This is a genomic window from Prosthecobacter sp. SYSU 5D2, from assembly GCF_039655865.1.
In the GTDB taxonomy this organism is placed as follows: Bacteria; Verrucomicrobiota; Verrucomicrobiia; order Verrucomicrobiales; family Verrucomicrobiaceae; genus Prosthecobacter.
This window is the reverse complement of sequence record NZ_JBBYXL010000014.1, coordinates 74,794-88,231: the sequence shown is the minus strand read 5'-3', so window position 1 is coordinate 88,231 and position 13,438 is coordinate 74,794. Positions and strand designations below refer to the sequence as shown.

The 13,438-nt window shown below is 59.1% G+C and carries 11 protein-coding genes; 10 read left to right on the top strand and 1 reads right to left on the bottom strand.

The genetic code is table 11. The annotated features are described in order from the left end of the window. Positions 1-1,155 (top strand): sialidase family protein, encoded by a 1,155-nt coding sequence (locus tag WJU23_RS21370; RefSeq protein ID WP_346334661.1) that lies wholly within the window; start codon positions 1-3, stop codon positions 1,153-1,155. 2 nt (positions 1,156-1,157) lie between these two features. On the opposite strand, the gene WJU23_RS21365 is transcribed toward WJU23_RS21370, so the two are convergent. Next, positions 1,158-1,790, bottom strand: coding sequence for a M15 family metallopeptidase (locus WJU23_RS21365; RefSeq protein ID WP_346334660.1), 633 nt, complete (start codon positions 1,788-1,790; stop codon positions 1,158-1,160). Between the two features lie 61 nt (positions 1,791-1,851). Between WJU23_RS21365 and WJU23_RS21360 the strand changes: the two genes are divergently transcribed. The 9 genes from WJU23_RS21360 to WJU23_RS21320 all read left to right on the top strand — a co-directional run bounded on the left by WJU23_RS21360 (position 1,852) and on the right by WJU23_RS21320 (position 13,301). Then, positions 1,852-3,015 carry a prepilin peptidase gene (locus WJU23_RS21360; protein ID WP_346334659.1) on the top strand — a complete coding sequence of 388 codons (1,164 nt, stop codon included), beginning with the start codon at positions 1,852-1,854 and terminating at the stop codon, positions 3,013-3,015. An 83-nt stretch (positions 3,016-3,098) separates the two neighbouring features. Continuing rightward, positions 3,099-4,223: a UDP-N-acetylglucosamine 2-epimerase (non-hydrolyzing) gene (gene wecB, locus WJU23_RS21355; RefSeq protein WP_346334658.1), complete on the top strand. Its 1,125-nt coding sequence runs from the start codon at positions 3,099-3,101 to the stop codon at positions 4,221-4,223. A 12-nt stretch (positions 4,224-4,235) separates the two neighbouring features. Continuing rightward, on the top strand, positions 4,236-5,216 hold the full coding sequence (locus WJU23_RS21350; RefSeq protein WP_346334657.1) for a polysaccharide deacetylase family protein: 981 nt from the start codon (positions 4,236-4,238) through the stop codon (positions 5,214-5,216). Beyond that, positions 5,213-5,998 carry a glycosyltransferase gene (locus WJU23_RS21345; RefSeq protein WP_346334656.1) on the top strand — a complete coding sequence of 262 codons (786 nt, stop codon included), beginning with the start codon at positions 5,213-5,215 and terminating at the stop codon, positions 5,996-5,998. Before WJU23_RS21350 ends, WJU23_RS21345 begins: the two co-directional genes overlap by 4 nt. Before the next feature lie 20 nt (positions 5,999-6,018). Beyond that, positions 6,019-7,323 carry an FAD-dependent oxidoreductase gene (locus tag WJU23_RS21340; protein WP_346334655.1) on the top strand — a complete coding sequence of 435 codons (1,305 nt, stop codon included), beginning with the start codon at positions 6,019-6,021 and terminating at the stop codon, positions 7,321-7,323. Between the two features lie 94 nt (positions 7,324-7,417). Then, on the top strand, positions 7,418-8,338 hold the full coding sequence (metF, locus tag WJU23_RS21335) for a methylenetetrahydrofolate reductase [NAD(P)H] (RefSeq protein WP_346334654.1): 921 nt from the start codon (positions 7,418-7,420) through the stop codon (positions 8,336-8,338). After that, a complete protein-coding gene (locus WJU23_RS21330) occupies positions 8,335-9,255 on the top strand; it encodes an ROK family protein (RefSeq protein WP_346334653.1) in 921 nt (306 codons plus the stop codon). Before metF ends, WJU23_RS21330 begins: the two co-directional genes overlap by 4 nt. 69 nt (positions 9,256-9,324) lie before the next feature. After that, complete coding sequence (locus WJU23_RS21325; RefSeq protein WP_346334652.1) at positions 9,325-11,847, top strand: PSD1 and planctomycete cytochrome C domain-containing protein; 2,523 nt, start codon at positions 9,325-9,327, stop codon at positions 11,845-11,847. Further along, positions 11,844-13,301: a DUF1501 domain-containing protein gene (locus WJU23_RS21320; RefSeq protein WP_346334651.1), complete on the top strand. Its 1,458-nt coding sequence runs from the start codon at positions 11,844-11,846 to the stop codon at positions 13,299-13,301. The genes WJU23_RS21325 and WJU23_RS21320 overlap by 4 nt, the downstream gene beginning before the upstream one ends. Positions 13,302-13,438 lie beyond the last annotated feature (137 nt).

Sequence of the window (13,438 nt, the reverse complement as noted above, 5' to 3'; positions counted from 1 at the left end):
ATGTTTAAAGCCCTCCTCCTTTTCTCCCTCCTCGCGTTATCCGCTCACGCTGCCACTCCCTTCCTGGAGCAAACTGATGTCTTCGAAGGTGGCAAAGGAGCCTCCTTGTATCGCATTCCGGGCATCGTCGTCACCGGCAAGGGCACCGTCCTTGCCTACTGCGAAGCACGTCTCAACGACAGCAAGGACTGGGGCGAGATCGAAGTGCATCTCCGCCGCAGCACTGATGGCGGCAAGACCTGGGAGGCCGCCCAGCACATCGCCCATCATGGAGAGCGTGCCGAAGGCAACCCTCGGAAAAAGGAAGGCGGTGACAAGGAGCAGACCGTCAACAACCCCGTCGCCATCGTGGATGAAAACGGCACGATTCATTTCCTCTACTGCCTCAATTACGCCCGGTGTTTTTACATGAGCAGCGGCGATGACGGACTGACCTTCAGCAAGCCGCGCGAGATCACCGCCGCCTTCGAGGGCTTCAAACCCCATTGTCCCTGGAACGTCCTCGCCACCGGCCCCGGTCACGGCATTCAGATCAAAAGCGGCCGCCTCGTCGTCCCTGTCTGGCTCGCTTACGGCTCCAAGCCCGGCGACCATGCCCCCTCCGTCGCCGCCACGATCTACAGCGACGACCACGGCCAGACCTGGAAGTCCGGCGACATCGCTGCACCTAATGAAGGCGACTTCACCAATCCTAATGAAACCACGCTAGCCATGCTCTCCGATGGCCGGGTGATGCTCAATACCCGCAGCGTTTCCAAGGCCAGCCGCCGCCTCATCACCATCAGTGCCGACGGTGCCACCGGCTGGAGCAAACCCCGCTTTGACGATGCCCTCTGGGAGCCCATCTGTATGGGCAGCCTCACGGCCCTGCCACAAAAACCCGGCACCCTCGTTTTCGCCAATCCGCATTCCCGCAAGCTCGATGAAAACGGCCAGCCTGTACCGGGCGGACGCGGCCTTCGTGAGAACCTCTCCATCAAACTCAGCCGCGATGACGGCCAGACCTGGATCGCCAACAAGACTCTCGAAGCCGGCAAGAGCGCCTATTCCGACCTCACCGTTCTTCCCGACGGCACCCTCCTCTGCTTCTACGAACGCGACAGCCGCCTCACCGTGGCCCGCTTCAACGAAGCTTGGATCGAGGCTGCCGAATAAGCTCACTCAATCGTTATCCCCACATCCTTCGCCCGGATCACCGGGATAGGCCGATATAAAAACTCCAGGTCATCAAAGTGCCACCACTCCCCCGGGAGGGCCTTGAATCCAGCCTCAGTCATCGCCTCATTCAGCAATGCCAGATTACGCCGGATCTCCGGATCACTCGGCTGCTGATTGCTGGCGGCTTTATGCAGGTCCTCATCAAAGTAAGTGGGCATCTGCTGTTCGTTGCCGTTCTTATCCACCAGTGTCACATCCACGGAGACCCCGCCGCAATGCCGTGACCAGCCGTGTGCCGGGTCCAGGAACATACCTGTCGCAGCGCCTTTGCCATATAGCTTCGCATGCGCTTCCGGTGGCCGCCAGGCATCCCAGACCCGCAGCCCATAGCCCTGGGACCGCAGCCGCCGCTGGGCCTTCTTCAACTTCTTGGCCGTCGAAGCCCGCAGCATACACGGCATGTCCGGCGGGTATAAGGGACGGCCCGTCACGTTCTGCGCCGTCTTATACCGCAGGTCCACGGAGAGGCCGGGGATGGTCCGCTGAATATCCACCAGCCCCTTCTTTTCAGCCGGTGCGGAGCACGAGCAGAGAAGCGCAGCAAGGAGTATAAGCCGGGGCAGGGAAGACATTATGCTTTTTTTGCTTCCTATAGGGCGGATGGCAAGGCAAGTTTCCGGCACTTCATCCCCCATGCTGCGTTATCAGATCCTCAATGCCCTGCTGCACTTTCTGTTCTTCTTCATCGGAGCGGGCATTGGGTCGTTCCTGAATGTGGTGATCTACCGGGTGCCCCGGAACCTGTCCGTCAACAATCCGCGCCGGTCTTTCTGCCCAAGCTGCAACTACCCCATCCCCTGGTATCACAACGTGCCCATCCTGAGCTGGCTGCTGCTGCGCGGCAGGTGCGCCAACTGCAAGACCTCCATCTCTCCTCGCTACCTCGGGGTGGAGCTATTTACGGGCCTGATGTTCTTTGCCGTGCTCATGCAGTTTGGCGGCGACTGGATGTACATCGCCCAATGGGGACCGCAGGTGCTCTGCCTGTGGGTGTTCATGAGCCTGCTCATCGCCGGGACCTTCATTGACATTGAGCACTTCCTGCTACCTGCGGAGATCACCCGCAATGGCACCATTGCAGGTGTGCTGGCCTCGCTTTGGGTGCCGTCTTTGCAGGGGGAGGACCTCTGGTGGCGGGCGGGGCTGATGTCTCTGGCCAGTGCAGCGGTCGGCTTCGGCGGGCTGCGCCTGGTGGTAGAACTGGGCAAGCTGGCCTTTGGCCGTAAGAAGCTGACTTTTGACAAACCGGAGGCCTGGAGCGTAACCCAGCCAGATGAAAACGAGCCGCCCATTGTCACTGTCGGGGATGACAAGATCGAGTGGGTGGACCTGTTCGGGATGCAGCGGCCTACGGACCGTCTGGTCATCAACTGCCCCTCTGTGCGTGTTAACGACCAGACCTACGGCGATGTGACCGTGGAGCTATTCATGGAAACCATGAAGTTGCGGGATGCGACGGGGAAGGTGGATGACTACAATCTGGAGAACGTCACCACCCTGCAAGGAACGGCCACCGGGGTCATGATCCCACGCGAGGCCATGGGCCTGGGCGATGTGCACTTCATGATGATGATCGGCGCCTTTGTCGGATGGAAGGCTGTGCTGTTCACCATCTTTGCCGGATCCATCCTGGGTACACTGGTGGCAGGATTTACCCGGCTCACGGGCCGTGCCCAGTGGGGTGCCAAGCTGCCCTTTGGACCCTATCTGGCTGCCGGGGCTGCGCTGTGGATCTTTTACGGACCGCAGGCTATGGCCTGGTACCTTTCCAAGGTCACTGGGCGGACAGAGTTTTAATTCGAAGTTACTGGGAAGGGGAAAAACGGTCAGGAGTTATAGAAATTATTGATTTAACTTCCCTCAATGTTAAATTTTTCACAATGATAGAAACTTTCACAGCGAAGAGACTCCTTTTTGTCCTAGGCACCCGGCCTGAAATGATCAAAGTGGCTCCGCTGATACGGGAAGCCCGACGTCAGGGGGCAGAAGCCATTCTGGTGAACAGCGGCCAGCATGCCGATTTGCTGACCCCGCTGTTTGATCTCTTTGATGTACATCCGGCCCACGACCTTGAGGCCATGGTGGCAGGGCAGCCGCTGAACCGGCTTTTGTCACGAGTCATTGACCGGCTGGACCCGGTGCTGGAACAAGTGCAGCCGGATTATGTCCTGGTGCAGGGGGATACGGCCACGGCGCTGGGTGGTGCCCAGGCGGCGTTTCATCGCAAGATCCCCGTGGGGCACATTGAGGCGGGTTTGCGCTCAGGCAATCCGTTGAGCCCGTTTCCTGAAGAGATGAACCGGCGTCTGGTCTCCCAGATTGCCACGCTGCACTTTGCCGCCACGGAGCGAAACCGGGCGGCTTTGCTCGCAGAAGGCATCGCGGATTCGCAGATTTCCGTCACGGGTAATTCGGTGGTGGATGCGCTGCACTATACGCTGGCGAATACCCGGCCCGGTGAGGTGATTGAGAAGCTGAGGGAACAGATTGCCGGACGACAGGTGGTGCTGCTGACAACTCACCGGCGGGAGAATTTTGGCGATACCATGCGTACGCATTTGCGGCTGTTGCGCCGGTTTGCGGAAGCGCACCCGGAGCTCTGTGTGGTCTTTCCGGTGCATCCGAATCCGGCAGTGAAGGAAGCTGCGGAGCTGGAGCTGGGCGGTTGTGACCAGATCATCATCACGACTCCGATGGGGTATGCGGACTTCGTGCATCTGCTTTCCGATTCGTGGCTGATCGTGAGTGATTCCGGCGGCATTCAGGAAGAGGCGGCCTCTCTGGGGAAACCGATCTTGGTGCTCCGCGAGAATACTGAACGGCCTGAAGGGGTGGACGTGGGCGTGGCCAGGCTTGTGGGTGAGCGTGCCAGTGACCTGGAATCTCTGCTCAATGAAGCCGTGGCGGATACCGCCTGGTTTGACCATGCGGCGAAAGCCGAAAAGGTCTTTGGTGACGGCCAGGCCTCCCAACGAATCATCTCCCGTCTTCTGCTTCCACCCTAGACCCTGCCATTGATGCCGCTTTCCGCCAACGTCTCACTCGATCTCGACAACCAATGGGCTTATATGAAGACCCAAGGGCTGGACGGGTGGCAGAGCTTCCCAAGTTACCTGGACCGGGTGACTCCGCGCATTCTGGATACGATGAAACGGGCCGGGTTGAGAATCACGGTCTTCGTGGTGGGCAAGGATGCGGAGTTGGAAAAGAACCGCGCGGCCTTGCAGAGTCTGGCCAATGCCGGGCATGAGCTGGCCAATCACAGCCACATGCATGAACCCTGGCTGCATCTTTACAGCCAGGAGGAATTGCTGGCGGATTTTGAGCAGGCGGAATCCGCGATCCTGGCAGCAACCGGGCAGCGGCCGCAGGGCTTTCGCGGGCCGGGTTTCAGCACCTCCCAGGCGGTGAGGGACATGCTCATTGATCGTGGTTATCTGTATGATGCCAGCCTGTTCCCGACTGTCATGGGGCCGGTGGCACGGGCGTATTTTTTCATGACCTCCAAGCTGCCGCCGGAGGAAAAGGCCAAACGTAAAGGCCTGTACGGCAGCATTTTCAGCGCCTTTTCTCCGCTGACGCCGTATCAAATCCAGCCAGGTCTTTTGGAAATGCCGGTAACGACGATGCCGCTGCTGCGCACGCCGGTTCATCTCAGCTACCTGCTGTTTCTGGCGCAGTATTCAATGCCGCTGGCACGCATGTATTGGGACATGGCGGTAGCCTTGTGCCGGCTGACCCAAGTATCTCCCTCTCTGCTGCTCCATCCGACGGATTTTCTGGATGCAAGCGATGTGCCGGAACTGGGTTTTTTCCCGGCGATGCGGGTGCCTGCAGAGAAAAAAATCGAACTGGTGCGCCATACCCTCAGCAGCCTGCGCCGTCATTGGGGAACGGCGACGATGGGGCAGACCGCCCAGAGTTTGACACAGCCTTTGGAACCAGAGTCTTCCGAAACCGCCTTTGAAACGCAACATCTCGAACCGAACCGCTCATGAAAAAGATCGAATCCGTGGCCGTCGTCCTGCCGGCATTTAATGAAGAAAAGGACCTGCCTGCACTTCTGGCGAGGATACAAGAAACACTGACCGCCCAGCCGTTTCGTTATGAAGTGATTGTGGTGGATGACGGTTCCAGTGACCGGACGGCAGAGATCGCGACAGAAGCGGCCAGAGGGATGCCCCTGACTCTGATCAAGCATGAGGTGAACAAGGGGCTGGGCATGGGCATCCAGACCGGGCTTTCAGCGGCGATGAAAGTGGCGGATGCCGTGGTGGTGATGGACTCCGACAATACTCATGATCCCATCTATGTGATGGACATGGTGAAGGAAATGGAGACAAAGGATGTGCAACTGGTCATCGCTTCAAGATATCAGCCGGGCAGCGTGATTGTGGGCCTGTCCGCGTTTCGCAAATTTCTGAGCCTGGGCTGTTTTTTACTGATGAAGACCATCGTGCCTTTTCGGAATGTGAGGGATTATTCGACGGGTTTCCGGCTTTATGACAGCAACCTGCTGAAGCGCATGGCGCAGGTCTATGGTGAGAACAAGCTGGTTGAAGAAAGCGGCTTCGTCTGCATGCTGGAAGTGATGCTGAAACTCCGTGCCATCGGGGCCAAGGCGACGGAGGTTCCTTACACGCTGCGGTATGACCTCAAGGCCGGGGTAAGCAAGCTGAAGATATGGAGGACGCTGAAACGATACCTGATCGTGGTGGGGCGCTATCGCTCGGCGAAACCGGGGGTGGCAGTGGCAGGCCTGGTGACTTCCCAGGCATGAATGATGGACTAAGTTGACTTATGCATTCAGAGCAGAACCGGCTTCCACATGTCTTAATTTTAGGGGCAGGCATCAGCGGACTGGTCTGTGCCCTGCGACTGGCAGAGAAAGGGCATCCGGTGACGCTTGTGGAAGGCTCAGACCAGCTCGGCGGGCTGGGTACGTTTTTTCAGCATGATGACCGGATGTTTGAGAAGTTTTATCATTGCATGCTGCCCAGTGACGGGCCGCTGCTGGGTGTTCTGGATTCGTTGGGGCTCACCCCAGAGATCTATTGGCGGCCCAGCTCGTTTGCTTATGCAAGTGAAGGCAAAGTCTATCCCTTGAATACACCGGTGGACCTGCTGCGCTTTGCGCCGCTACCGTTTGTGGACCGGATCCGGGTGGGCATCACAGGTGCCTGGGGCCGTGTGTGCTCGGACAAAGGGCTGGATGAGATGACGACAGCTCAATGGCTCCAGGGGCTTTCGGGAAAGCGGGCTTTCTCCACCTTCTGGCAGCCGATGCTGGAAGCCAAGTTTGGGGACCGTTTTCAGGATGTGCCAGCGCTGTGGTTCTGGACACGCTTCAACCGCGAAAAGGGCGAGAGCAAGGGGGAGGTGAAGGGCTACATCCGAGGGGGTTACAAACGCATCACCGATGTCTTTGCCACGCGCTTGCGTGAGCTGGGGGTGACGCTGCGGATGAATGAAAAGATCGAAAAGATTGACCTGGATGCCGGGGGAAATCCCTTTGTGCAAACGGATGCCGGAGAACTGAGAGCGGACCAGTTGCTGATCACGCTGCCCTGGCCGACTCTGACGAAGGTGGCTACGGATGCATTTAAAGAGAAGGCTCATGTGCCGGACTGGGGCATTGATTTCCAGGGGGTGATCAATCATGTGCTGTTTCTGAAACGTCCGCTGACCAAACATTACTGGCTGGCCACCCCGGCGGCGGAGCATCCCTTTGACGGCGTGGTGGAAACCTCCACGCTGACGGATGAGGCGGACCGGGGGCAGGGGAGGCATGTGGTCTATCTGACCAAGTATGTGCACCGGACCGATGCGCGGTTTACCCAGCCGGAGGCGGAAATCAAGAGCACCTGGTTTGCGGCGTTGCAGAAGATCTTCCCGGATTTAAAGGCGGATGAGCTGGAGGCGGACTACGTCTTCCGGGCTCCTTTTGTGGAGCCGGTCTATACCCGCGGCTTCATGAAAAAGCGGCCGCCAGAGCGGCTGATTCCCGGCAAGGTGAGCCTGGCGACGACGGCGCAGGTCTATCCAGTCGTGACTTCATGGAACGGCAGCGTGATCCAGGCGGAAAAAACCTTGGCGGTGATGTAAAGAAGGAATGAAGCAGGCAATTCCGAGGCGAAGCGTATTTCTATGACTTGCCCCGGCGCATCTCCCGCGTTCAATAGGGGGACATTCTCTCCCGATGCATATTGCCGACATTCTTGCCCAGCAGCGCCCAACGCTTTCTTTTGAGTTTTTCCCTCCGAAAACGGCGGAGGCTTCGGAGGCGCTGTATCAGACGATTGGTGAACTGGAGGCCTATAAGCCTTCATTCGTGAGTGTGACGTATGGGGCCGGTGGCTCGACGCGGGAACTGACGCATGACCTGGTAGTGCGCATCAAAAAGACCACGACGCTGGATCCGGTGCCACATCTGACCTGCGTGTGCCACAGTGAGGCGGACATTGCCTCCATTTTGGAGCGGTATGCGGAGGCGGGGGTGAGCAACATCCTGGCGCTGGGGGGAGATCCGCCACGGAACCTGGAAGGGTATGACCGGAAGAAAGATGCTTTTCAGCAGGCGGCGGATCTGGTGCGGTTCATCAAGAAGTTCAACGACAGCGGTGCTCATCCAGACCAGCGCGGCTTTGGAATCGGTGTAGCGGGATTTCCTGAGGGCCACCCGACGACTCCTAACCGAATGTTAGAGATGGATCACCTGAAAGCCAAAGTGGATGCGGGTGCGGACTACATCTGCACGCAGCTCTTTTTCGACAATCACGACTTTTTTGATTTCCGTGACCGGTGCAAACTGGCGGGCATCAACATCCCGATCATTGCCGGCATCATGCCCATCACGAGTGCGAGCGGGATGCGGCGCATGGCGGAGCTGGCGGCTGGAGCGCGCTACCCGGCCAAGCTGATGCGCGCCATCCAGCGTTGCGGCGGGGATGAAGAGGCCGTGCAGCGGGTGGGAGTCCACTATGCTACGGAGCAGTGCCGCGACCTGCTGGAGCATGGTGTAGATGGCATTCATTTTTACACCCTGAACAAATCCCAGGCCACGCGCGAGATCTACGCCAGCCTGGGAATCCGTGATTCTTCAGCCGTGCGTCCCTCATGAGTGATACCTCCCCATTAATCATTGCCATCGAAGGTGGTGGAACCAAGTTTGTCTGCGGCATCGGCACCGGGCCGCATCATATCATTGATACGGCGCGGATCAGCACGACGACCCCTCAGGAAACCCTGGAAAACATCAGCCACTGGATCTCGAAGATGAAGGTGACGCACGGTCCGATTGCGGCGATCGGCATCGGCACCTTTGGGCCAGTGGATCTGAACCGCGACAGCGACACTTATGGCTTCATCACCACGACACCGAAACCTCACTGGCAGCAGACGGATGTGATGTCGTTTTTCAAGCACCGCTTCAAGGTTCCAGTGGGATTCGACACGGATGTGAATGCAGCCGTTCTGGCGGAATATCTGTGGGGCGCGGGCCAGGGGAAGGATCCGCTGGTTTACATCACCGTGGGCACCGGCGTGGGTGGCGGGGTTTTGATCAACGGGCAGCTTTTACACGGGCTGCTGCATCCGGAGGTCGGGCATTTAATCGTGCCGCCGCCGCATAACAGCCAGGCCATTCAGCGGGAGGGGCAGTGCCCGTTTCATAAAAGCTGTGTCGAGGGGTATGTCAGCGGTCCGTCCATTGCGAAACGCTGGGGAGTGAAGGCGGATGCGCTGCCGCCGGATCATCCAGCCTGGGAGGAAGTGGCGGATGTGATGGGGTATGCACTAATGAATCTGACGCTGTCACTTTCGCCCAAGAGGATCATCCTCGGTGGGGGAGTGATGCAGCAGCCGCACCTGATCCCGCTGGTGCAGGGAAAGCTGATGCAGCACATGAACGGGTATCTTTCGGTACCTGAGCTGGGTCATGACATTGAGAAGTTTGTGGTGACACCGGGACTGGGCACGAGATCCGGCTTGCTCGGTGCGCTGGCTTTGGGCCGGATGGCGTTGGATGGCAATGAGTGATTTTAGCTTGCTAAAAAGCAAAAGGTGATGGGCCGGTAACGTAGCTGCTGGGTGACTCCTTCAGCCTCTGTGCATCTACTGCGAAGACTGGTTATTTCGACCGGCATGGTGGGGCTGTGCGCGGGCGCTGAAGATGTGGACTATCTGCGGGACATCAAGCCGTTGCTGCAGGAGCGCTGCTATGCCTGCCATGGCGGGCTGAAGCAAAAGGCTGGGCTTAGGGTGGATACGGTGGCGTTGATGAAACAGGGCGGCGATGGGGGCAATGCCATCGCGGGGGATCATGCGCTGATTTTGCAACGGGTGATGACGGCGGATCTGGATGAGAGGATGCCGCCGGAAGGCGAAGGGGCGGCTTTTAATGGGGAGCAGATCGCTTTGCTGAAGGCCTGGATCGCGGCCGGAGCACCGGGGCCGACCGATGAAAAGCCGGAGGCGGATCCGCAGGAGCACTGGGCGTATCATGTGCCGAAGGCGAGCGGCAAGACGCTGGATGAACTGCTGGCAGCCCGGCTGGATGAACGGAAGCTGACGGCCCAGCCGGAAGCTGCGCCAGAGGCGTGGCTGCGCAGGGTGTATCTGGACCTCATCGGCCTGCTGCCGACGACGGAGCAGCTGCAGTCCTTCCTGGCGGAGATGAAGGCGGCTGCGGCGGGCAAGGAAGTGCAGGGAAGGGTGGTGGAGCGGCTGCTGGCATCGCCCCAATACGGGGAGCGCTGGGGGAGGCATTTCATGGACATCTGGCGCTACAGCGACTGGTATGGTCTGGGGTCGCAACTGCGCTACAGCCAGAAGCATCTGTGGCACTGGCGGGACTGGATCATCGAATCCCTGAATGCGGACAAGGGCTACGATGAGATGATCGTGCAGATGCTGGCGGCAGATGAACTTGCCCCGGAAGACCGTAACAACCTGCGGGCGACGGGTTTCCTGGCGCGCAGCTATTACCTCTTCAACCGCACGACATGGCTGGATGAAACGGTGGAGCACACCAGCCGGGCATTTCTTGGCCTAACCATGCAGTGTGTCAAATGTCACGATCACAAGTATGATCCGGTGAGCCATGCGGAGTACTACCAGATGCGGGCGATTTTTGAGCCGTTGCATGTGCGGCTGGACCCTTGGCCGGGCGAGACGGACTTTGAGAAAAACGGGCTGCCGCGTGTTTTTGACCTGCATCTGGACCGGCCCACTTACCGGCATATCCGGGGGGATGATAAAAATGAGGACAAGTCCAAGTCGCATCCACCGGGCGTGCCGAAGATCCTGGGCGGTGAGGTCTATGAGGCGGTGTCGCTGAAGCTGCCGGCATCCTCGGTGCGGCCTGTGCTACTGCCCTTTTCTTTGAGTGATCATCTGGCGGTTGCGGAGCGTGCGCTGGTGGCGGCCCGCACGGCTCTGGCCAAGTCCAAAGCGGAAGACAAAGCGCTGGTGGAAAAAGCGCTGGAGGCAGCACAGGCGCGGCCTGACATGCTGAGGGCTGTGCATGCAGCGGAGGCGGCTCCGGGGGACAAGGCTCTGGCTGCCCAAGCGGCTGCTGCCGATGCGCGGTATCAACTGGCCCTGGCGGAGGTAAACTTTCTCAAGGCGCAAAAGGATCCGGCTTTGACTGACAAGGATGCGAAGAAGAAAGCGGCGGCTAACAAGAAGCTCGTCACGGCAAAAGAGGCTCTCAAAAGTGCGGCGGAAAAGGTGACCAAACCGGGCGAAGTTTATTCACCTTTGCTGGCCAGCCTGAAGGCAAAGGAAGGCCCGGATGATCCAAACAATGCGCAGGTGCAGGTGTATCCTGAAACCAGCACGGGACGACGGCTGGCTTTGGCCCGATGGATCGCCAGTGAGAAACATCCGCTGACGGCGCGGGTGATGGTGAACCATGTGTGGCTGCGCCACTTCGGCACGGGGCTGGTGGCGGATGTGAGCGACTTTGGACGGCGCAGCGGCACGCCTTTGCACCAGGACATTCTGGATACGCTGGCGGTGCGGTTTATGGAAAGCGGATGGAGCTTGAAACAGCTTCATCGGGAGATGGTGCTGTCGGAGCTGTATGCGCGCAGTTCCTCCAATGCCGGTGCGGATGCGGCTACGCTGGAGGCGGACCCGGACAATGCCTGCTACTGGCGGATGAACCCGCGGAGGATGGAATCGCAGGTGGTGCGTGACAGCCTGCTGCATCTGGCGGGGCGGCTGGACCTGACTCTTGGCGGGCCGACGCTGGACCCAGTGAAGATGGAGAGCAGCGCAAGGAGGTCGCTTTACTTCAACCACACCGCGCAGCAGGAGCACCGGTTTTTGGCGATGTTTGACAATGCCAACGTGCTGGACTGCTACCGGCGGGAGGAAAGCGTGGTGCCACAGCAGGCGCTGGCGCTGAGCAACAGCCAGCTTTCCTATGAATGTGCGCAGACGCTTTTGAAGGGGCTGGGTTCACTGGATGATGAATCTTTTGTTAGGCGATCTTTTCTGGTCGTCCTGGGGCGGGAGGCGCTGCCAGCGGAGCTGGATATCTGCCTGGAAACCCTGGGATCGCTGAAGCGTGAGCTGTTCCTCCAAGCGCTTTTTAATCACAACGACTTCGTCACTCTGCGATGAACACGGACCTTTCATTTGAACTTCGGCAGGTGCAGACCCGGCGTCGGTTTCTGGGCCAGCTTGGCACCGGGCTGGGTGGCGTGGCTTTGCAGGCGCTACTTGCACGCGAGGCAGCGGCAGCGGGAACATGGAGCCCGCCGGACGGGCTGCCCATGCATGCGCCAAAGGCGAAACGGGTGATCTGGCTTTTTATGCGCGGCGGGGTGAGCCACATGGAGAGCTTTGACCCGAAACCGATGCTGAACCGCTACGCGGGCAAAAGCATTGATGAGACACCTTTTAAAGAAGTGCTGGATCCTGAAAAGCAGAAAAATGTGCGGGTGGTGGTGGTGAATGATGCCAATGGCCAGCAGCGCAATGTGATCTATCCGCTGCAAACGGGCTATAAACGCTATGGCCAGTGCGGGGTGGAGATCAGCGACTGGTTCCCCCATATTGGATCTTGTGCTGACGAGATCGCCTTTGTGCGCAGCATGTGGACGACGGATAACAATCACGGTGCGCAGGTGCAGTTTGCCAGCGGGCGGCATATGCTGGAGCCGCGCGTGCCGACGCTGGGGGCCTGGGTCAATTATGGCCTGGGCAGCATGACGGATGATCTGCCGTCTTTTGTGAACATGGGGCCGCGTTATTTTGACACACGCGACGGGCATTATCTTGGTCCTGCCTTTGATGCGGTGAACCTGAAGGTGGACCCGAAGAATCCGCTTTCTTTTGCCAAACCGGAAGCGGGTACGGGGCACAGCGAGCAGGCCGCGCAGTTTGAAATGATCCACCGGCTGAACCGGCTCACGGCGGAGCAATACCCTGGCGACCGCATACTGCTGGCGCGGATGAAAAGCTACGATCTGGCCTACCGCATGCAGACGGCGGTGCCGGAAACGCTGGATCTGGATACGGAGAGCGAGGAGACGAAGCGGATGTACGGGCTGGATCAAAAGGAGACGGAGCCCTTTGCCCGGCAACTGCTGGTAGCGCGCCGCCTGGCGGAGCGCGGGGTGCGGTTCATCCAGCTCCAGCATGGGGACGGGGCGGCCGGAGCCTGGGATTCACACTCCGGTTTGCAGAAGAACCACTCACGCCTGGCCGGTGAGGTGGACAAGCCCATTTCCGGGCTGCTGAAGGACCTGAAACAGCGGGGCATGCTGGAGGAGACGCTGGTGGTCTTTGCCACGGAATTTGGCCGTACTCCCGGCAGCCAGGGCAGCGACGGGCGGGACCACCATCCCTTTGCCTTTAGCATCTGGATGGCCGGTGGTGGCATCAAAGGCGGCACCATTCATGGTGCTTCGGACGAACTGGGCTTTCATGCGACGGAGCACCCGCATTATGTCACCGACGTGCATGCGACGATCCTGCATTTGTTAGGCCTGAATCCACATCGTCTGGAGGTGCCTGGACGGAAGCGCCTGGAGCGGGATTTTGGCAAGGTGATCCGCGAGATCATCGTGTGAGGATCTCTTCGACAGAATTTGAAGTCCGAATCTGTCTCCGCCTGCCTTGGCGTATTTTGAGCAAGGGTTGGCCACTTTTGACTCCAAGACAGGGACAGGTGGCAAAGGGTGCGGGAAATCGTAATATCGGTTAACAA

What these genes read in the sequence shown, in the direction of transcription:
- WJU23_RS21340 (WP_346334655.1), top strand. Translation starts at nt 6,019, where the DNA reads ATGCATTCAGAGCAGAACCGGCTTCCACATGTCTTAATTTTAGGGGCA.
- WJU23_RS21365 (WP_346334660.1), bottom strand. Translation starts at nt 1,790, where the DNA reads ATGTCTTCCCTGCCCCGGCTTATACTCCTTGCTGCGCTTCTCTGCTCG.
- WJU23_RS21370 (WP_346334661.1), top strand. Translation starts at nt 1, where the DNA reads ATGTTTAAAGCCCTCCTCCTTTTCTCCCTCCTCGCGTTATCCGCTCAC.
- metF (WP_346334654.1), top strand. Translation starts at nt 7,418, where the DNA reads ATGCATATTGCCGACATTCTTGCCCAGCAGCGCCCAACGCTTTCTTTT.
- WJU23_RS21345 (WP_346334656.1), top strand. Translation starts at nt 5,213, where the DNA reads ATGAAAAAGATCGAATCCGTGGCCGTCGTCCTGCCGGCATTTAATGAA.
- wecB (WP_346334658.1), top strand. Translation starts at nt 3,099, where the DNA reads ATGATAGAAACTTTCACAGCGAAGAGACTCCTTTTTGTCCTAGGCACC.
- WJU23_RS21320 (WP_346334651.1), top strand. Translation starts at nt 11,844, where the DNA reads ATGAACACGGACCTTTCATTTGAACTTCGGCAGGTGCAGACCCGGCGT.
- WJU23_RS21360 (WP_346334659.1), top strand. Translation starts at nt 1,852, where the DNA reads ATGCTGCGTTATCAGATCCTCAATGCCCTGCTGCACTTTCTGTTCTTC.
- WJU23_RS21350 (WP_346334657.1), top strand. Translation starts at nt 4,236, where the DNA reads ATGCCGCTTTCCGCCAACGTCTCACTCGATCTCGACAACCAATGGGCT.
- WJU23_RS21330 (WP_346334653.1), top strand. Translation starts at nt 8,335, where the DNA reads ATGAGTGATACCTCCCCATTAATCATTGCCATCGAAGGTGGTGGAACC.